Consider the following 18,667-nt stretch of genomic DNA (forward strand, 5'->3'; position numbering starts at 1 on the left):
GAGCCGGACGAAGTCATCAGCGCGCCGCCGGGAGACGCAGGTTCTGCATACCGCCGTCGACGGCCAGCGCGGTCCCGGTGGTCGAGCCGGACAGCGGGCTGGCCAGGTACACGATCGCGTTCGCGACCTCGTCGGCCGAGACGAGCCGGCCCATCGGTTGGCGGGCTTCGAGGGCGCCGCGTTCGGCGACCGGGTCGGTGGCGGCGTCGAGCAGGCGGCCGACCCACGGGGTGTCGGCGGTACCGGGGTTCACGCAGTTGACCCGGATGCCCTCGCGCACGTGGTCCGCGGCCATCGCCATCGTCAGGGCCAGCACGGCGCCCTTGCTCGCGCTGTACACCGCGCGGTTCGGCAGGCCGGCGGTGGCGGCGATCGAGCAGGTGTTGACGATCGCGGCGGATTCCGACTTCCGCAGTGACGGCAGGACGGCGCGGGTGACCCGGGCGATACCGACGACGTTGACGTCGAGGACGCGGTGCCACTCCTCGTCGGCGTTGGCGGCGACGTTGCCCTGGGCGCCGATCCCGGCGTTGTTGACCAGGATGTCGATCCCACCGAGTTGCAACGCGGCCGCGGCGACGGCCGCCCGGACCGAGGCGTCGTCGGTGACGTCCGCGGCGATCCCGGTGAGCGGCTCCGGCACGTCCGGCTTCAGGTCGAAGACCACCACCTGGGCGCCGCGGGCCGCGAGCTGGGTGGCCGCCGCCAGCCCGATCCCCGAGGCACCGCCGGTCACCACGGCCCGCAGGCCGGCAAAGTCCGTCACTTCGTGCTCCCCTTCGTCTGCTCGGTCCAGATCCTGCCACCCGGGAACCGGTACTCGTCGAGGGTCCGGGCGGTCAGCTCGGCGCTGAACCCGGGCCGCGTCGGCGCGACGTAGTGCCCGTCCTCGATCACCACCGGGTCGAGGAACTGCTCGTGCAGGTGGTCGACGTACTCGATCACCCGGTCCTCCGTACTACCACTCACGGCCACCAGGTCGAACATCGACAGGTGCTGCACCAGCTCGCACAACCCGACGCCGCCGGCATGCGGACAGACCGGGATGCCGAACTTCGCGGCCAGCAGCAGGATCGCGATGTTCTCGTTCACCCCGGCCACCCGGGCCGAGTCGAGCTGCAGGAACGCCAGCGAACCGGCTTGCAGCATCTGTTTGAAGACCACCCGGTTCTGCACGTGCTCACCGGTCGCCACCTTGGTCGGGGCGACCGCTCGCGCGATCGCGGCGTGGCCGAGCACGTCGTCCGGGCTGGTCGGCTCCTCCACCCACCACACGTCGTACGGCTCGAGCGCCTCGATCCAGCGGATCGCCTCGGCCACGTCCCAGCGCTGGTTCGCGTCGATCGCGATCCGGATGTCCGGGCCGACCGCCTCGCGGGCCAGCCGCATCCGGCGGACGTCGTCGTCGAGGTCCGCGCCGACCTTCAGCTTGACCTGGCCGAATCCCTCGGCGACGGCCTCTTGGCAGAGCCGGACCAGCTTGGCGTCGTCGTACCCGAGCCAGCCGGGCGTGGTCGTGTACGCCGGGTACCCGCGGTCGCGGAGCTGTCGTTCCCGTTCGGCGCGGCCCGGTTCGGCCTTGCGCAGGATCTCCAGCGCCTCCTCCGGGGTGAGGGCGTCGGTCAGGTAGCGGAAGTCGACGAGGTCGACGATCTGCTCGGGGGTGAGGCCGGCCAGCAGCTTCCACAACGGGACCCCGGCGCGCTTGGCGGCGAGATCCCAGACCGCGTTCACGACGGCGCCGATCGCCATGTGCATGACGCCCTTCTCCGGGCCGAGCCAGCGCAGTTGCGAGTCGTGCACGAGGGACTTCCAGAAGCCACCGAGGTCGGCCAGGGTGGCGTCGACGTCGAGTCCGAGGACGTGGTCGCGCAGGGCCTCGATGGCCGCGGTCTGGACGTCGTTGCCGCGGCCGATCGTGAAGGCGAACCCGTGCCCCTCCAGCCCGTCGCCGGCGTCGGTGCGCAGGATCAGGTAGGCCGCGGAGTAGTCCGGGTCCGCGTTCATCGCGTCGGAGCCGTCGAGGTGCAGGGACGTGGGGAAGCGGACGTCGTACGTCTCGAACTCGGTGAAGCGCGGCATGGGTACCCGTTCTTGGTGCGGACGGCGGGACGGTCTGACCGAGATCCTATAGGATATGTGCCAGCACGCACACCGGTCGCCGGTCGGATCCGTCACCCAGCTCGCTACAGTCGGGGACGTGGCTGACGAGGGATCCGGGGTGCTACGGCTGGGGGAGCGGTCGTTCGGGCCGGGGGAGTTCGCCGTGATGGCGATCGTGAACCGGACGCCGGACTCGTTCTTCGACGGCGGCGCGACGTACGCCGACGAGGCGGCGCTGGCCGCGATCGACCAGGCGGTGGCCGACGGCGCCGACATCGTCGACGTGGGCGGCGTCAAGGCGGGGTACGGCGAACCGGTCAGCGAGACCGAGGAACTGCGCCGCATCCTCGACTTCGTGGCCGCCGTCCGGGACCGCCACCACGACCTGGTGATCAGCGTCGACACGTACCGCAGCGGGGTCGCCAAGCGGGTCGGCGAGGCGGGCGCGAACCTCATCAACGACACCTGGTCCGGCGCCGATCCCGACCTCGCCGCGGCCGCCGCGGAAGTGGGAGCCGGCCTGGTCTGCAGCCATGTGGGCGGCCTGAAACCGCGCACGGACCCGCATCGGATGGCGTACGAGGACGTGGTCGCCGACGTGATCCGGACGACCACCACGCTGGCCGAGCGGGCCGTCGCCGCCGGGGTCCGGCCGGACGGGATCGTGATCGACCCGACCCACGACTTCGGCAAGAACACGCTGCACTCGCTCGAGGTGACCCGGCGGGTGGACGAATTGGTCGCGACCGGCTGGCCGGTGCTGGTGGCGATGTCGAACAAGGACTTCCTCGGCGAGACCCTGGACCTGCCGTCCGGCCGCCGTGGTCCGGCGACCCTGGCCGCGGTGACGATCGCGGGCTGGCTGGGAGCCCGGGTGTTCCGGGTCCACGACGTGGCCGCGGCCCGGCAGGCGCTCGACCTGGTCGCGGTCCTGCACCGTGCCAAGCCGCCCGCCTACACCCGAAGGAGCCTGGCTTGATCCGTCGCTGGAAGTCCGACCCGGACCCGCTGACCGAGGACGAGCTGATCGCGGCGTACTCCGTGCCCGATCGGTCGGTGCCGATGGTGCGGGCGAACATGGTCAGCAGCCTGGACGGCGCGGTCAGTCTGGAGGGTAAGTCGGGCGGCCTGTCCAGCAAGGACGACCAGGACATGCTCGGCCGGCTCCGGATGCTCGCGGACGCGATCCTGGTCGGCGCCGGTACCGTCCGCGCCGAGGGGTACGACGCGCTCCGGTTACGCCCGGCCCGCCGGGACTGGCGGCGGGAGAACGGGCTGTCGGACAACGGTGTCCTCGCGATCGTCTCCGGCCGGTTGGACCTGGATCCCGCCAGCGCTCCGTTCGTGAAGTCGCCGGTTCGTCCGATCGTGCTCACCTCCGCGGTCGCCCCGGCCGACCGGCGGGCCCGGCTCGAGGAAGTGGCGGACGTACTGATTTGTGGTGACGCCGAGGTCCAGGTGACCGAGGTGGTGAAGGCGTTGAACGACAGGGGCCTGCTGCAACTGCTCTGTGAGGGCGGACCACGCCTGCTGGGCTCGCTGACCGGCGACGACCTCGTGGACGAGCTGTGCCTGACCGTGTCCCCGCTGCTCGCCGGTCCGGGTGCCGCGCGGATCACCAACGGTGCGGCGTCGACCGCGGTTCGGCAGCTGAAGCCGCTGCACTATCTGCTGTCCGACGACGGCTTCCTCTTCACGCGGTACGGGCGGGCATAGTGCCGATCGTCGCCGCTGCCGTCTGTCCTCATCCGCCGATCATCGTGCCCGAGCTCGCCTCCGGTGCGGCCCACGAGCTCGACGATCTGCGCATTGCTTGTGCGACTGCCGTCGACTCACTCCGAGCTGCGGACGTGCTGCTGATCGTCGGTAGTGGTCCCTCCGCTCGGTACGGCGCGGACGCGGCCGGCTCGTTCGGTCCGTACGGCGCACCGCAGGTCCGTGTCGATCTGGGTGGCGCCCCGGTCGCCGCCGCGTTGCCGTTGTCGCTGTTGGTGGGTGCGTGGTTGACCAGTGCGGTCGCGCTGCCGCGGGAGGCGATCGCCGTACCCGCTGACGCGTCCCCGGCCGAGTGCCGTGCGTTGGGCGAGGAACTGGCCGCGGACGAACGGCGGCTGGGTTTGTTGGTGATGGGGGACGGGTCCGCGCGACGCAGTGAGCACTCGCCGGTGCATCTCCATCCGCGGGCCGAGCTGTTCGACAACACCACGGCGACCGCACTCGCGACTGCCGACCGGGACGTCCTCGCTGCTCTGGATCCCGAGCTGGCCGGTGTCCTCCAGGCTGCCGGGCGCGCGCCTTGGCAGGTACTGGCTGCCGCGACGGCGGGCCGCCGGTGGCAGGGTCGGTTGCTGTACGACGCGGCGCCGTACGGGGTCGGCTACTTCGTGGCGACCTGGGCCCAGCGGGATGACGTCGCCGCGAGCTCCGGGTAGCCGGCTTCGCGCAGTTGCTCGACAAGAGCAGCCCGCGCTGTGGTGACGGCGGCGACGGCTTCGGCCTGCGAGTCGTAGGGGCCGGACCAGTTGCAGACGGCGTCCCCGGCGTACCAACCGTCGGGGGACCGACGAACCCCCGAGGACGCGAGGCGCGCGGCCGGCAGCTCACCGTCCGCCGCTGCGACCACGGCCTCGACCGCGACCACCTCGGCGTCGAGGTCGGTCCGCGGCCGCAGGTGGACGGCGTCGGTGAAGACGAACTCGTACCCGGCCGGCGCCCGCTCCGCGATCCACTCGAACGCCCGGCGGGCCGCGTCGGCCAGGGCCTGCGAGCCCTCGGGGGTCGGCAGGGTCTGGACCCCGCAGACGCGCGGATCGGTCGGCCGCAGTTCGCCCTGCCAGCGGCGGACCAGCATCTCCTCCTCGGCCGGCAACCGGCGGCCGAGCAGGCGGGACAGCCCGACCACGTCGAAGTTCAGCTCGTCGGGCGTCCGGCGCAGTCCCGGCGCGAACGGCTCACCGGGCGTCGTGCCGCGGCCGGTCCACGGCCCGACGTGCCACCTCTCGAACGCGGTCATGAGACCCGACCCTACCGACCGGGCCGAGCGGGTCAGCTCTTCGCGGGCGCGGGGACGTCGAAGGTCTTGGCCAGGTCGGTGAGGATCACCCAGGCGCCCTGCAGACCGACCGCGGTCATCCAGGTCAGGTCGGGCACCTCGTGCACCTTCGGCGCGAGCGGCTTCCAGAGCGGGTTCGCCTTGAACTGCTCGGCCGTCTTCGCGCTCAGCCCCTTCTCGTCGGCGTAGACGGTGACGAAGATCGCGTCGGCGTCCGCGTCCTTGATCCGCTCCGCGCTGATCTCGGCGGAGAACCCGGGCGCGTCCTGCGACTTCGGCCGCTTCAGCCCGGCGTCCTTGAGCACGATTCCGGAGAAGCTGCCGTTCTGGTACAGCCGGGTCGGGCCGTCGACGAACCGGACCACCGAGATGGTCGGGTTGTTCGCCTTCGCGTTGATCGCTGTACCGACGGTCTTGGCCGCGGCCTCGTACGACGTCAGCTCCTGCTCGGCGAGCTCCTCCTGCCCGAGCGCCTTCGCGGCCAGCCGGATGTTGTCCTTCCAGGTCGGCCCGGTGGTCTCCGACATCACCGTCGGCGCGATCTTGGACAGCTGCTCGTAGAGCTTCTCGTGCCGGACCTTGGCGGAGATGATCAGGTCCGGGTCCTGCGCCGCGATCGCCTCGAGGTTCGGCTCGGCCAGGGTGCCGACCGCCTTCGCGTCGCTGCCGTACTCGGTCCGGTCCTCGCCCAGGTAGTCGGGCAGCTGGCCGTTGATGGTGCGGTAGTCGGTGTACCCGACGACGGGGGTGTCCAGGATCAGCGTGGCGTCGACGAAGCTGGCGTCCAGCGCGACCACCCGCTTCGGCTTGGCCGGGATCTCGGTGGTGCCCATCGCGTGCTCGACGGTCCGCGGGTAACCGGCGCCGGCGTCGGATCCGGCCGCGGCGGCGTCCTCCTCGGGACCGGAGCCGCACCCGACCAGGGCGAGCGAAGCCACGACAACCACAGCAGCGAGCCGGCGGACACTCACGGGGCACTCCCAAGATCGACGACGATTCGTCGGCACCCTACTGCACCTAGCTAAGGCTTACCTAACCGCTTCCTCTAGGATCTGGCCGGTGAGGATTCGAGGGTTTCGCGCGGGCGCGCTGGCGGCGTTGGTACTCGTCGTCGTCCTCGCGTTCGCGGCGAGTCTGGCGTTGGGATCACGGTGGCTCGGGATCGGCGCGGTCCTGCACGCGCTGGCCGATCCGAACGGGTCCGACGCGGACGTGATCGTCCGGAGTCTGCGGTTGCCGCGGACCGTCGTCGCGGTCCTGATCGGCGCCTGCCTGGGAGTCGCGGGCGCGCTGATGCAGGGGCATACCCGGAACGCGCTGGCCGAGCCGGGCATCTTCGGGGTGAGTGCGGGTGCCGCGTTGGCCGTCGTGCTCGGGCTGCAGCTGGGGATCGCCGATTCGGTGGGTTCGACCGTGTGGTGCGCGTTGATCGGGGCGCTGGTGGCGACGTTCGGCGTGCAGCGGCTGGCGTCCCGGGGGAGTGGGGCGACGCCGGTCGGGCTGGCCTTGACGGGGGCCGCCGTGGCCGCGTTGCTCGGTGCGTTGACGACCTCGATCGTGCTGTTCGACGCGAACACGCTGGACGGGTATCGGTTCTGGGCCGTCGGTTCGGTGGCGGGCCGGGGTCTCGACGTCGCGGCGCAGGTCCTGCCGTTCGCGCTGATCGGGTTGTTGCTTGCGGCAATCAACGCGCGGGACCTGGACCTGCTGGCGCTCGGCGACGACGTCGCGGCCGGGCTCGGCTTGTCGATCCGGCGGGCCCGGCTGGTCGGGTTGCTGGCGATCGGGCTGCTCACCGCGGCCGGGGTCGCCGCCTGCGGGCCGATCGGCTTCCTCGGGCTGCTCGCCGGCCACGTGGCCCGGCGGATCTTCGGCGCGCGGAACAGCTGGCTGATTCCGGCCGCCGGCCTGACCGGGGCGGCCGCGCTGATCCTGGCGGATCTGGTCGGCCGGTTGGTCGGCGGTGCCGGTGAGGTCCAGGCGGGCGTCGTACTCGGGCTGGTCGGCGCGCCGTTGTTCGTGCTCGTGGTCCGGCGGCGGGCGGTGGCCCTGTGACGGCGACAGAGCAGGTGACGGCCGCGGACCAGGTGACGACGGTCAAGCCGCGCCCGATCGTGCTGAGCGTCGTGTTCGCGCTGGCCGCCGTCGCGATCGCGGTGGTGTCACTGAGCATCGGTACGACGAAACTCCCGGTGGCGGACGTGGTCGACGTCCTGCTCGGCGGTGGCCGGTCCGGGACCAGGTTGATCGTGCTGGAGTTGCGGCTGCCGCGGGTGGCGACCGGGTTGCTGGTCGGGATCGCGTTCGCGGTGTCGGGCGCGTTGCTGCAGACCCTGTCCCGGAACCCGCTGGCCAGCCCGGACATCGTCGGCGTGAACTCGGGTGCCGCCGCGGCCGCCGTCGCGGTGATCGTGCTCGCGGGGACCGGCGGCGGCAACATCTCCGGGTTCGCCGCGAAGGTGGGGATCCCGACCGCCGCGGTCGTCGGCGGACTGCTCGCGACGTTGGTGGTCGGCCTGTTGTCGATCCAGCGGGGCGTGGTCGACGCGGGCCGGGTCGTCCTGATCGGGGTCGGCGTCGCGGCGGCCGCGAACTCGCTGGTCGCCTGGCTGCTCGTCATCGGCGACGTGACCGACGCGGGGCGCGCCGCGGCGTGGCTCGCGGGTTCGCTCAACGCCCGGACGTGGAGCGACGCCGTACCGGTCGGGCTGGCCGTACTCGTCCTGCTCCCGGTCGCGCTGATGTTCAACCGGAGCCTGGAGGCCCTGGTCCTCGGCGACGACGTGGCGTCCTCGCTGGGCGTACGGGTCTCCCGGGTCCGGATCGTGTTGCTCGTCATCGCGACCGTGCTGGCCGCGATGGCGACCGCGGGGGCGGGGCCGATCGCGTTCGTCGCGTTGGTGGCACCGCAGATCGCGCAGCGGCTGGCGAAGTCCGACCGGCCGCCGCTGATGACCACCGCGATGCTGGGCGCGCTCTTCGTCACCGCGGCCGATCTGGTCGCGCGCAACGGTCTGGAACTGCTCCAGGTCGGTCCGTACGAGTTGCCCGTCGGCATCGTGACGGCCGCCTGCGGGGCGCCGTACCTGCTCCACCTCATCGGCCGTCAGCAGAAGGGACGCTGAACCGTGCACGTCGAGAACCTCACCCTCGCGTACGGCACCGACGAGCCGGTCGTGTCCGGACTCGACCTGGAGGTACCGAAGGGCCGGATGACCGCCGTGGTCGGGCCGAACGGTTCCGGCAAGTCCACGCTGCTGCGGGGGATGAGCCGGTTGCTCAAACCGCAGAGCGGCCGCGTCCTGCTCGACGGCAAGGACATCCACGTACTCCCTGCGCGTGAGCTGGCCCGGCAGCTCGGTGTCCTGCCGCAGGGACCGGTGACGCCCGAGGGGATCACCGCGGCCGAGTTGGTCGCGCGGGGCCGGCATCCGCATCGCGGGATGTTCGCCCGGCTGACCCCGGAGGACCAGCAGGCGATCGACGACGCGCTGTCCGCCGTGGAGCTCGCGGAGTTGCGGGACCGGCCGGTGGATCAGCTGTCCGGCGGACAACGACAGCGGGTGTGGATCGCGATGGTGCTCGCGCAAGGGACCGAACACCTGCTCCTGGACGAGCCGACCACGTACCTCGACCTGGCCCACGCGGTGGACGTGATGTCCGTCGTCCACGCGGCCGCGCACACCTCGGGACGCACCGTGGTCACCGTCCTGCACGACCTCACCCTGGCCGCGCAGTACGCGGACCACCTGGTCGTGATGGGCGGTGGCCGGATCGCTGCCCAGGGGCGTCCGGTGGAGATCCTCAGCGAGCGGCTGCTGGCCGACGTGTTCGGTCTGCGGGCCACCGTGGTCGAGGTGGGCGGCGCACCGGTCGTCGTTCCCGACCGTACGCTGTCGGCATGACCTACACCGCGGACCGCCTCGCGGACCTCATCGACGGTGAGGTCTCGTGGATGTCCGTGCGCACCGCCGACGGCGTACCAGGGCCGGAGTGGATCTCCTGCGCCAAGCTACTGCGGGACCAGCAGGCGGGCGGCGACCCGACGTACGCCTGGCGGCAGGCGCTGCTGGACGACTACGGCCGCGAGTACGCCGTGGAGACGCCGGTGCAGGTGGCCGCGATGTTCGTGCTGATGTGGTACGTCTCGGTGCCCTCCATCGTTGCGGGCGTGGCCGCGGCGGCCACCGGGATGTCACCGGACGTGTCGCCCGAGTCGCTGGCCTTCCGGCGGCACCCGACCGCGCACTACCCGGTCGAGGTGGCGTTGCTGTCGTCCGACGTGGTGTCGGTGAAGGAAGCGGCCGGCCAGGTCGAGAGCCACACGCGAGCGTTCACGGACAGCTACCTACCGGGTGTGAAACTCGGCTCACGGCAGCGGTTCGGCGCGGTGGACGACGAGCTCCGGGCAGCGTTGCGGATGCCGGCGGAAGCGGTGCACGCGGCCCGCGCGGCCGAGGAGTTCGGCATCGACCTGGACCAGAAACTGCGGACGTCGTGCTGCTACTTCTACGCGTTGCCGAACGTGCGGGCCTGTACCGGCTGCCCGCGCGTCGTCGTTTCCTGACGCGGGAACGAAAACTGTCGGTGCCGTCGGGCAGCATGCCGCGCATGTCCCAGCCGAGCAGTTTCCAGCCACACTGTCCGGAAGTCAGGCCGTCATCGACGGGTAACCCGCCGCCGGTTGTCCGTCGCGCGGGCCGGGGTTAGGTTCGCAGACGTGACGGAGCCAGGTTCGACCCCGGCGACGACTCCGATCGGCTCCCGGGCCGAGGCGGAGGGATACGTCGCGATGGTTTGTTTCAAACACGGCCCACCGCGGTTGCACGGCGTCGAGCTGGAGTGGACCGTGCACCACGCGGACGACCCGCACCGGCCCCTCGACGCCGGTCATCTCAGCAAGGCCCTGGGCGATCACGCGCCCACCACCCTGGTTCCGGACAGCCCGCAGCGTCCGCTCGGCCGGGGTGCACTGGTCACCGTGGAGCCGGGTGGCCAGGTGGAGATCTCCGGCCCCGCCTCGGCCTCCGTGGCCGCACTGATCGACGACACCGCCGCCGACGCGGCGCAGCTGACTTCCCTTCTTCTCGACGCGGACCTGATCCCGGGCGCCCACGGCCTGGACCCGTTCCGCACTCCCCGCCGCATCCTGACCGTGCCCCGGTACGCCGCGATGGAGCGGGCCTTCCAGCGGCTCGGCCCGCACGGTCCCCGGATGATGTGCAGCACGGCCGGCCTGCAGATCTGCCTCGACGCCGGTGAGATCGGTGACACCGCGTTGCGCTGGCGGGCCCTGCACGACCTCGGCCCGGTGATGGTCGCGCTGTTCGCCAACTCCCGGCGGCGGGCCGGGTCCGACACCGGGTGGGCCTCCGCCCGGACCGAGGCCACCTTCGGCACCTGTGCCCCGTTCACCGAGCCGCCGCCGCTCGACGCCGACCCGGCCGCCGCGTGGGCCCGGATGGCGATGGAAGCACCCGTCCTCTGCCTGCGCCGCGGCGACAGCTGGGACGCCCCGGCCGGTCTCAGCTTCGGCGCCTGGGCCGACGGTGCGTTGCCCGGTGACCGGCCGACGTACGACGACCTCGAGTACCACCTGTCCACCTTGTTCCCACCGGTCCGTCCGCGTGGGTACCTCGAAGTGCGATACCTCGATGCCCAGAGCGGTGAGGGCTGGATCCCCCCGGTGCTGCTGCTCACCGCGTTGATGTCCGAGCGCACCGTGGTCGACCGGGCGCTCGCTGCCGCCGGTCCGGCCGCCGGGCGCTGGTTCCCGGCGGCGCGCGAAGGGCTCGGCGACGAGCTGGTCCGGCAGGCCGCGCGGGACGTCGTCGAGCTGGGGACCAGCGTGCTCGATCGCACCGGTGCCGCCCCTGAGCTGATCGACCAGGTCGCCACCCGACTGCACCGCATCGTCGACGACACCCACAGAAGGCGAGCATCATGACCCACCAACTGTCCGATCTCTCCACCGAGGGGCTGCGCGTCTTCGTCGCCGAGCAGCTCGAACGGTCCCGGAGCCGGACCGTCCAGCTGACCGACGCGGTCGACACCGACGACCTGGTCCGGCAGCACTCCCGGCTGATGTCACCGCTGGTCTGGGACTACGCCCACATCGGCAACCAGGAGGAGCTCTGGCTGGTCCGCGACGTGGGTGGCCGCGAACCGGTCCGCCAGGACATCGACGAGCTGTACGACGCGTTCATGCACGCCCGGGCCGACCGTCCGGCGCTGCCGTTGCTCGGTCCGGCCGAGACCCGGACGTACGTCGGCGAGGTGCGGGACAAGGTGCTCGACGTGCTCGACCACGTCCGGTTCGACCAGGGGCGCGAGCTGGTCGACAACGGGTTCGCCTTCGGCATGATCGTCCAGCACGAGCAGCAGCACGACGAGACGATGCTGGCCACTCACCAGTTGCGGGCCGGCCTGCCCGTCCTCGACGCCCCGCCGCCACCGCCCGGCCGGCGGCTCGCGGCCCCCGAGGTCCTCGTCCCAGGGGGCGTGTTCGAGCTGGGGACGTCGGTCGAGCCGTGGGCGCTGGACAACGAGCGCCCCGCGCACTCGGTCCGCGTCGCGCCGTACTTCATCGACACCGCGCCGGTGAGTAACGGCGACTACCTGAAGTTCGTGCTCGGCGGTGGGTACCAGGACCAGCAGTGGTGGTCCGACGCGGGCTGGGCGCACGTCCAGAAGGCGTCGCTCACCGGCCCGCGGTTCTGGGACCAGGTGGACGGCCACTGGATGCGCACCCGCTTCGGGCACCAGGAGCTGCTCCCGCTGGACGAACCGGTCATGCACGTCTGCTTCTACGAGGCCGAGGCGTACGCGAAGTGGGCCGGCAAGCGGCTGCCGACCGAGGAGGAGTGGGAGTTCGCGGCCCGGTTCGACCCGTCGACCGGGCGGACCAGGCGGTTCCCCTGGGGCGACGACAGTCCGGGCCCACAGCACGCGAACCTGGGCCAGCGCCACCTCGGTCCGGCCCCGACCGGCGCGTACCCGGCCGGTGCCTCGCCGCTCGGCGTCGAGCAGCTGATCGGTGACGTCTGGGAGTGGACCAGCAGCGACTTCCGGCCGTACCCGGGCTTCCGCGCGTTCCCGTACGACGAGTACTCGCTGGTCTTCTTCGGTCCCGACTACAAGATCCTCCGCGGCGGCTCGTTCGGTACCGACGAGGTGGTGGCCCGGAGCACCTTCCGGAACTGGGACTACCCGATCCGGCGGCAGATCTTCGCCGGTTTCCGCTGTGCCCGTGACCCCCGCCCCGCGGAGCTCGCCTAGTGTGCCGTCACCTCGCGTACCTCGGCCCGCCGGTCACCCTGGCGTCGCTGGTCCTCGATCCACCGCACTCGCTCTACGAGCAGAGCTGGGCGCCGTGGGACATGCGCGGCGGCGGCAGCGTCAACGCCGACGGCTTCGGCCTCGCCTGGTACGACGGGGCCGACGCCCAGCCGGTCAGGTACAGACGCAGCGTGCCGATCTGGGCGGACGAGTCGCTGCCCGCGGTGGCCCGATCGGTACGCTCCGGCGCGGTCCTCGCGGCCATCCGGAACGGGACCGTCGGGATGCCGCTGGGGGAGTCGGCGGTCGCACCGTTCACGCACGGCCGCTGGGCCTTCAGCCACAACGGCCTGATCTCCGGCTGGCCCGCCTCGGTCGAGAAGCTGGCCGAGCGGCTTCCGGTGACCGACCTGCTCACCCTGGACGCCCCGATGGACTCGGCCCTGCTCTGGGCCCTCATCCAGGCCCGCCTCTCTGACGGCGCCGACAGCGCGGCCGAAGTGGTCGCGACCGTCGTCGGTGAGGTCGCCGCCGCGGCGCCCGAGTCGCGGCTCAACGTCCTGCTGACCGACGGCGAACACCTCGTCGCCACCACCTGGATCCACTCCCTGTGGGTCCGCCGGACCGCGGACTCGGTCACCGTCAGCTCCGAGCCGTGGATCCGCGACGATCCCGACTGGCTGGAGATCCCGGACAAATCATTGCTCACCGCAACCAGCACCTCGTACGCCATCAAGCCTCTGCAGAGGGAAGGACGACAGTGACCCTGATCGACGTTCAGCTCACCCCGGACTACGCCGCCCGCGCGTTGCGGGCGGACGCCCGGGCCGGCCTCACCGCGGATCCGAAGTGGCTGGCCCCGAAATGGTTCTACGACGCCCGGGGGAGCGAGCTCTTCGAGGAGATCACGAGGCTCCCGGAGTACTACCCGAGCCGGGCCGAGCGGGAGATCCTGCGGGCCCGGTCGGCCGAGATCGCCCAGCTCACCGGCGCGCACACCCTGGTCGAGCTGGGATCCGGGTCCTCGGAGAAGACCCGGTTGCTGCTCGACGGACTGCGGGACCACGGCACGCTGACCACGTTCGTCCCGCTGGACGTGTCCGAGTCCGCGTTGCGCGAGGCGGCCGCGGCGATCAACACGGACTACCCGGCGCTCACCGTGCACGGGGTGGTCGGCGACTTCACCGCGCACCTGGACAAGCTGCCCGGGGAGGCGCCCCGCGTGGTCGCGTTCCTCGGCGGCACCATCGGCAACCTGATCCCGGCCGAACGGGAGACCTTCTACGCCTCGATCCGCGAGGTGCTCGAGCCCGGCGAGTGGCTGCTGCTCGGGACCGACCTGGTGAAGGACCCGGCCACCCTGGTCGCGGCGTACGACGACAGCGCGGGCGTGACGGCCGAGTTCAACCGGAACGTACTGCGGGTGCTGAACCGGCAGCTCGGCGCCGACTTCGACGTGGAGGCGTTCAGCCACGTCGCCGTCTGGGACCCGGACAACGAGTGGATCGAGATGCACCTGCGGGCCGACAAGGCGATGCGGGTGCTGATCCCGGAGATCCGGCTCGAGGTGGAGTTCGCCGAGGGCGAGGAACTGAGTACCGAGATCTCCGCCAAGTTCCACCGGTACGGCGTGGAGGCCGAGCTGGGCAAGGCCGGGTTCACCCCGGGTGCCTGGTGGACCGACGAAGCGGAGCGGTACGCGCTGTCGCTCTGGCAAGCCGTCTGAGCACCCGGGACAGCACGCGCGAGGGCTCGGCCGGAGTGGCGCTCCGGCCGAGCCCTCGTGGTTCTGGTCAGCTCGCCGGCTCGATCAGCCGGCTTGCTTGATCAGGTCGTTGATCTTGCCGACGTAGGCGGGCAGGTCCGAGACCGGCTTCTTCCCGGTCAGGATCGGCTGGTACATCGCGGTGGTGAGGTCACCGACCTGCGACGCCCATTGCGTGGTGAACCGGACGCCCACCGTCTTCTCCGCGGCCAGGTCGGCCTTCACCGTGTCGACGACCGTGGTCTGACCGGCCTTGGTCAGCGCGTTGTAGTAGCTCTCCTGGGCCGGCGTGTACGCCGGGGGCGCGACCGGCGAGGCCGGCAGCACCGCGTCCCACACCTTGGTGTTGATGTACTCGAGCACCTTGTACGTCGCGTCCTCGTTGGCCGTGTACTGCGGGGTGCAGATGCCGACCGAGTCGAACAGGGTGGCCGGCGTGGTCACCTGCGGGAACGGGACGAAGCCGTACTTGATCTTCGGCTTGTCGGTCTGGAAGCCGGCCGCGAGCCACTGGCCACCGAACATCATCGGCACCTTGCCGGCCGAGAACAGCGCCTGCACGTTGGAGGCGTCATAGCCGGGCGGGGCGACGGCGCCGGACTTGATCGAGTCGACCAGCTTGGTGACGCCCTCGGTGAACTTGTCGTCCGCCTCGGCCTTGGTCGGGTGGTTCACGTTGTCGGTGAACGGCGCGCCGCCCGCGGACACCGAGTACATGCTCATCGTGAACGGGCCGTCCAGGGAGGTGAGCTGGTCCGCCACCAGGCCGTACTTCGCGCCACCCTTGTTCGCCAGTTGGCCGGCCGCCGAGTACATGTCGTCCCAGGTCCAGCCGGTCTTCGGCTCGGCCAGGCCGGCCGCCTTGAACGCGTCCGCGTTGTACCAGACGCCGTAGGTGTTCATCAGCGACGGCAGACCGCCCATCTGGCCGTCCGCGGTCTTCCAGTTCTCGATCGCGGAGCCGACGAACTTGTCGGCCTTGAAGTCGCCCTCGCCGTCGGTGATGCGCTTCGACCAGTCGACCAGCAGACCCTGCGAGGTGTACTGCTGCTCGGTGTCGTTGCCGCACCAGAACAGGTCCGGCAGCTTCTTCGCCTGGGTCAGCGACGCGAGCTTGTCGCCGTACCCGCCGCTCGGGGTGTCGACCATGGTCACGGTGATGTTGTCGTCCTTGAACCCCTCCAGCGCCTTCTTGATCGCGGCGTTGGTCTCGGCGGACTCCCAGGTCATCACGGTGACGGTGACCGGGCCGTCGGCGCTGCCGCCGGAGTCGGACCCGCCGCAGGCCGTGGCCGTCAGCAATCCCGCGCACGCCAGCGCGGTACCGATGATCTTCGTCTTCACTCTCGTGTTCCTCATTTCTGCGCCTTATTTCTGGGTCGTGCTGCCGAGCGAGCCGAGGCCCTGGATGAAGTAGCGCTGCGCGGCGAAGAAGATGATCAGCGGCGGCAGCATGTAGAGCAGGTTGGTGGCCATGTAGTAGCTCCAGTCCGGCGTTTGGCCGGCGAAGGCGGAGATGAACGACGCCATCCCGACCGCGAGCGGCCACTTCTCCGAGGAGTACAGGTAGACCAGCGGGTTGAGGAAGTCGTTCCAGGACGCCTGGAACGCCAGGATCGCCATCGTGATCCAGGCCGGCCGGGTCAGCGGCAGCATCACCTGGGTGAAGATCCGGAAGTGCCCGGCGCCGTCGATCTTGGCCGCCTCGTCGATCGAGTACGGGATGGCCAGGAAGTACTGCCGGGCCAGGAAGATGAACAACGGGTTGCCGCCGAGGAAGGCCGGCACGATCAGCGGCAGCCAGGTGTCGTACCAGCCGATGCTCTTGTACAGCTGGAACAGCGGGATCAGGCCGACCACCCCGGGCAGCAACATGCTGCCGACGAACAGGTAGAACCACAGCTTGCGGCCCGGGAACCGCAACCGGGCCAGCGCGTACCCGGCCATCATCGCGGTCAGCACCCCGCCGAGGACGCAGAGCACCGTGATGATCGTTGAGTTGAGCAACAACTGGCCGAAGTTGATCGCCTTCGGCCCGTCGATGAAGTTGCTCCAGTTGAACTCGTGCGGCAGCAGCCGCGGCGGGACCTCGAAGACGGCCGTCCTGCTCTTCAGCCCGATGGTGATCATCCACAGCAGCGGGACCACCATGACGGAACAGATGAACAGCGCGGTCACGTACCAGGACGCGGTCCGGACCGGGCGGCGCCGGCGCGGTGGCCGGGAGTCCGGCGTCCGCCGGTTCGCCTCGGCGCGGTCGGGGGAGTCGGCGAGGGCATTCGCCTCGGCGGCGTCAGTCGGGAGTGTTGTCACTGTAGGTCCAGAGCGAGGAGAACTTCGCGGTCAGGGCGATGACGGCGATGATGATCACGAACAGCACCCACACCTGCGCGGACGCGTACCCCAGTTGGGGAATCCGGCCCAGGTTGGAGAAGCCGTTGTTGTAGATCGACAGCATCAGCACGTTGGTACTGAAGCCGGGTCCGCCGCCGGTGAGGATCTTCGGCTGGTTGAACGTCTGCAGCGCGGCTGTGGTCTGCAGGATCACCTGCAGCAACATGATCGGGCTGATCATCGGCAGGGTGATCCGGAAGAACACCGACGCCGACCCGGCCCCGTCCACCTTGGCCGCCTCGTACAGCTCGGTCGGTACCGCCTGCAGCGCGGCCAGGAAGATGATCATCGTGCCGCCGACGCCCCACAGCATCACCAGCACGATCGACGGCATCGACATCGTCGAACTGCCGAGCCAGGAACTCGTCGGCAGGTGCAGCTTCTCCAGGATCGTGTTCACCAGCCCGACCTGGGGGTTGAGCATGAACTTCCACAGCGTGATCGTGGCGACCGCGGGCAGCACCACCGGCAGGTATGCCAGCGTGCGGACGATCCGGACCCCGGCGAACCGCTGGTTGCAGAACATCGCCAGCGCCAGCCCGATCGCCAGCGAGAGCGGGACGTACAGCACCACCAGGTAGCCGGTCGCCCGCAACGACGGCCAGAACGCCGGGTCCACGGTGAACAGCCGGCGGAAGTTGTCGAAACCGACGAAGACCGGATCGGTCAGGCCGTTGTACTTGGTCAACGACAGGTAGAACGAGCGGATCAGCGGATACACCACGAACACGGTGAACCCGATGATCGCCGGCGCGATGAACAGGTACGCCGCTCGGGTGTCCGAGCCGGCGTTCCGGCTCATTCCGCCCCGGCCGGGTGCCTTCTTCCGCCGTCCGCGAGGCGGCGCCGAGGCAGTCACTGCCATCGCCCGGTCCTCCGTCCCGCTGGTGCGGCGAATGAGCAACGATGCATCCTGCCTCCTGGACGGTAACGTTTCCAACGGCTTAGTGTTGTGTGACGATGCCGTGTCGTGAGAGGGAAGTCAACCCTGTGTCCGAAACGTTTCCAAAGCCACCGGAGTCCAGCCGCCCGACGATGATCGACGTCGCCAAGCGGGCCGGCGTCGGGCTCGGCACGGTGTCGCGGGTGGTCAACGGCGGCGCCGGCGTCCGGGCGGAGACCGCCAGCCGGGTCCGGGTCGCGATCGACGAACTGGGCTTCCAGCGCAACGAGGTGGCCCGGGCGCTGCGGCCGGGCAAGAAGTCGTCCAGCCTGGCCCTGGTGCTCGGTGACCTGACCAACCCCTTCTACGCCTCGATCGCGAAGGCGTCGCTCGAGGTGGCCGGGCAGTCCGGGTTCGCGGTCGTGCTCGGCTCGGTCGACGAGGATCCCGAGGGGGAGAAGCGGGCGATCCAGGAACTGGTCGGCCGGCAGGTCGCCGGGCTGATGATCGTGCCGGACCAGGGCGACCACTCGTTCCTGACCGGGGCCGGGGTGCCGGTGGTGTTCGTCGACCGGCCGGCGCACGGGATCGAGGCCGACATCGTGATGGTCGACAACGAGGGCGGCGGCCGGCTCGCCACCGAACACCTGCTGGGCCAGGGTCATCGGCGGATCGCGATCCTGCTCGCGCCGTCGTACTACACCACCGGCCGCAGGTTGCGTGGGTACCGGCGGGCGCATCGCTCCGCCGGGCTGGACGTGGACGAGTCGCTCGTCGTCCAGCTGCCCGAGGGCACCGCGGAGGCGGCCGAGAAGGCGACCAGCGAACTGATGCACCGGCCGGATCCGCCGACCGCGGTGTTCGCCTCCACCAACTTCGTTGCCGAGGGCGTGCTTCGGGCACTGCGCGAGACCGACCGGCAGCCGGCCGTGGTCGGCTTCGACGACTTCCGGATGGCGGACATGCTGCCGATCCCGGTCACGGTCGTTGCCTCCGACACCGCCGAGCTCGGCCGGACCGCGGCCCGGCTGTTGCTCGATCGCGCGGCCAACGCGGACACCCGGCCGCCGCAGCGCATCGTGTTGCCGTGCGCCCTGATCACCCGCGGTTCCGGCGAACGCCCACCGTTCCGCTGAGAGGAGAACCAGCGTCCGCTCTGATAGCGACGTCGGTACCGTCGGACCAGGATGGC

19 protein-coding genes are annotated in these 18,667 nt (G+C 70.7%); 12 read left to right on the top strand and 7 right to left on the bottom strand.

Going from position 1 to position 18,667, the window contains the following annotated elements; genetic code table 11:
* Positions 1 to 16: 16 nt before the first annotated feature.
* The gene (locus FB561_RS31750; protein ID WP_145813734.1) at positions 17 to 766 is read right to left on the bottom strand and encodes an SDR family NAD(P)-dependent oxidoreductase; all 750 of its coding nucleotides are present in this window, start codon (positions 764 to 766) and stop codon (positions 17 to 19) included.
* Positions 763 to 2,082, bottom strand: coding sequence for an L-fuconate dehydratase (locus FB561_RS31755; RefSeq protein ID WP_145813735.1), 1,320 nt, complete (start codon positions 2,080 to 2,082; stop codon positions 763 to 765). The genes FB561_RS31750 and FB561_RS31755 overlap by 4 nt, the downstream gene beginning before the upstream one ends.
* A 118-nt stretch (positions 2,083 to 2,200) precedes the next feature.
* Between FB561_RS31755 and folP the strand changes: the two genes are divergently transcribed.
* The 3 genes from folP to FB561_RS31770 are packed head-to-tail and all read left to right on the top strand — an operon-like array spanning position 2,201 to position 4,535.
* On the top strand, positions 2,201 to 3,082 hold the full coding sequence (folP, locus tag FB561_RS31760) for a dihydropteroate synthase (RefSeq protein WP_238335247.1): 882 nt from the start codon (positions 2,201 to 2,203) through the stop codon (positions 3,080 to 3,082).
* Positions 3,079 to 3,819, top strand: coding sequence for a pyrimidine reductase family protein (locus tag FB561_RS31765; protein WP_238335248.1), 741 nt, complete (start codon positions 3,079 to 3,081; stop codon positions 3,817 to 3,819). Before folP ends, FB561_RS31765 begins: the two co-directional genes overlap by 4 nt.
* Positions 3,819 to 4,535, top strand: coding sequence for a class III extradiol dioxygenase subunit B-like domain-containing protein (locus FB561_RS31770; protein ID WP_145813737.1), 717 nt, complete (start codon positions 3,819 to 3,821; stop codon positions 4,533 to 4,535). Before FB561_RS31765 ends, FB561_RS31770 begins: the two co-directional genes overlap by 1 nt.
* Here FB561_RS31770 and FB561_RS31775 read toward each other — a convergent pair.
* Together FB561_RS31775 and FB561_RS31780 are read right to left on the bottom strand one after the other, a co-directional pair.
* Positions 4,481 to 5,116, bottom strand: coding sequence for a hypothetical protein (locus FB561_RS31775; RefSeq protein WP_145813738.1), 636 nt, complete (start codon positions 5,114 to 5,116; stop codon positions 4,481 to 4,483). The genes FB561_RS31770 and FB561_RS31775 overlap by 55 nt on opposite strands.
* A gap of 32 nt (positions 5,117 to 5,148) precedes the next feature.
* Entirely contained in the window at positions 5,149 to 6,126 is a 978-nt protein-coding gene (locus FB561_RS31780) for an ABC transporter substrate-binding protein (protein WP_145813739.1), read from the bottom strand.
* An 88-nt stretch (positions 6,127 to 6,214) separates the two neighbouring features.
* Between FB561_RS31780 and FB561_RS31785 the strand changes: the two genes are divergently transcribed.
* The 8 genes from FB561_RS31785 (at position 6,215) to egtD (ending at position 14,159) form a co-directional block, all read left to right on the top strand.
* On the top strand, positions 6,215 to 7,210 hold the full coding sequence (locus FB561_RS31785; RefSeq protein ID WP_238335249.1) for a FecCD family ABC transporter permease: 996 nt from the start codon (positions 6,215 to 6,217) through the stop codon (positions 7,208 to 7,210).
* Positions 7,207 to 8,280, top strand: a complete 1,074-nt coding sequence (locus FB561_RS31790) for a FecCD family ABC transporter permease (RefSeq protein WP_238335250.1) — start codon at positions 7,207 to 7,209, stop codon at positions 8,278 to 8,280. Before FB561_RS31785 ends, FB561_RS31790 begins: the two co-directional genes overlap by 4 nt.
* Before the next feature lie 3 nt (positions 8,281 to 8,283).
* The gene (locus FB561_RS31795) at positions 8,284 to 9,060 is read left to right on the top strand and encodes an ABC transporter ATP-binding protein (protein WP_145813740.1); all 777 of its coding nucleotides are present in this window, start codon (positions 8,284 to 8,286) and stop codon (positions 9,058 to 9,060) included.
* Positions 9,057 to 9,722 carry a (2Fe-2S)-binding protein gene (locus tag FB561_RS31800; RefSeq protein ID WP_145813741.1) on the top strand — a complete coding sequence of 222 codons (666 nt, stop codon included), beginning with the start codon at positions 9,057 to 9,059 and terminating at the stop codon, positions 9,720 to 9,722. The genes FB561_RS31795 and FB561_RS31800 overlap by 4 nt, the downstream gene beginning before the upstream one ends.
* A 153-nt stretch (positions 9,723 to 9,875) precedes the next feature.
* On the top strand, positions 9,876 to 11,102 hold the full coding sequence (locus FB561_RS31805) for a glutamate-cysteine ligase family protein (RefSeq protein WP_145813742.1): 1,227 nt from the start codon (positions 9,876 to 9,878) through the stop codon (positions 11,100 to 11,102).
* Entirely contained in the window at positions 11,099 to 12,433 is a 1,335-nt protein-coding gene (egtB, locus tag FB561_RS31810; protein WP_145813743.1) for an ergothioneine biosynthesis protein EgtB, read from the top strand. Before FB561_RS31805 ends, egtB begins: the two co-directional genes overlap by 4 nt.
* Positions 12,433 to 13,197 carry an ergothioneine biosynthesis protein EgtC gene (gene egtC, locus FB561_RS31815; protein ID WP_145813744.1) on the top strand — a complete coding sequence of 255 codons (765 nt, stop codon included), beginning with the start codon at positions 12,433 to 12,435 and terminating at the stop codon, positions 13,195 to 13,197. Before egtB ends, egtC begins: the two co-directional genes overlap by 1 nt.
* Positions 13,194 to 14,159, top strand: a complete 966-nt coding sequence (egtD, locus tag FB561_RS31820; RefSeq protein WP_145813745.1) for an L-histidine N(alpha)-methyltransferase — start codon at positions 13,194 to 13,196, stop codon at positions 14,157 to 14,159. Before egtC ends, egtD begins: the two co-directional genes overlap by 4 nt.
* Before the next feature lie 84 nt (positions 14,160 to 14,243).
* Here the strand turns inward: egtD and FB561_RS31825 are convergent, their stop codons facing one another.
* From FB561_RS31825 to FB561_RS31835, 3 genes are read right to left on the bottom strand one after another with little or no spacing between them, the layout of a single operon-like run.
* Positions 14,244 to 15,557, bottom strand: coding sequence for an ABC transporter substrate-binding protein (locus FB561_RS31825; RefSeq protein WP_145813746.1), 1,314 nt, complete (start codon positions 15,555 to 15,557; stop codon positions 14,244 to 14,246).
* A gap of 9 nt (positions 15,558 to 15,566) precedes the next feature.
* Entirely contained in the window at positions 15,567 to 16,511 is a 945-nt protein-coding gene (locus tag FB561_RS31830) for a carbohydrate ABC transporter permease (protein ID WP_238335251.1), read from the bottom strand.
* Positions 16,492 to 17,457: a carbohydrate ABC transporter permease gene (locus tag FB561_RS31835; protein WP_202880961.1), complete on the bottom strand. Its 966-nt coding sequence runs from the start codon at positions 17,455 to 17,457 to the stop codon at positions 16,492 to 16,494. The genes FB561_RS31830 and FB561_RS31835 overlap by 20 nt, the downstream gene beginning before the upstream one ends.
* A 170-nt stretch (positions 17,458 to 17,627) precedes the next feature.
* On the opposite strand from FB561_RS31835, the gene FB561_RS31840 reads away from it, so the two are divergent.
* Positions 17,628 to 18,611 (top strand): LacI family DNA-binding transcriptional regulator, encoded by a 984-nt coding sequence (locus tag FB561_RS31840; RefSeq protein WP_145813747.1) that lies wholly within the window; start codon positions 17,628 to 17,630, stop codon positions 18,609 to 18,611.
* Positions 18,612 to 18,667 lie beyond the last annotated feature (56 nt).

It is taken from the genome of Kribbella amoyensis (genome assembly GCF_007828865.1).
Taxonomy (GTDB): Bacteria; Actinomycetota; Actinomycetes; order Propionibacteriales; family Kribbellaceae; genus Kribbella; species Kribbella amoyensis.

Excerpts from the sequence above, each read along its gene's own strand:
- FB561_RS31755 (WP_145813735.1), bottom strand. The coding sequence starts at position 2,082 with ATGCCGCGCTTCACCGAGTTCGAGACGTACGACGTCCGCTTCCCCACG.
- FB561_RS31775 (WP_145813738.1), bottom strand. The coding sequence starts at position 5,116 with ATGACCGCGTTCGAGAGGTGGCACGTCGGGCCGTGGACCGGCCGCGGC.
- FB561_RS31800 (WP_145813741.1), top strand. The coding sequence starts at position 9,057 with ATGACCTACACCGCGGACCGCCTCGCGGACCTCATCGACGGTGAGGTC.
- egtB (WP_145813743.1), top strand. The coding sequence starts at position 11,099 with ATGACCCACCAACTGTCCGATCTCTCCACCGAGGGGCTGCGCGTCTTC.
- FB561_RS31825 (WP_145813746.1), bottom strand. The coding sequence starts at position 15,557 with ATGAGGAACACGAGAGTGAAGACGAAGATCATCGGTACCGCGCTGGCG.
- FB561_RS31835 (WP_202880961.1), bottom strand. The coding sequence starts at position 17,457 with ATGGCAGTGACTGCCTCGGCGCCGCCTCGCGGACGGCGGAAGAAGGCA.
- FB561_RS31840 (WP_145813747.1), top strand. The coding sequence starts at position 17,628 with ATGATCGACGTCGCCAAGCGGGCCGGCGTCGGGCTCGGCACGGTGTCG.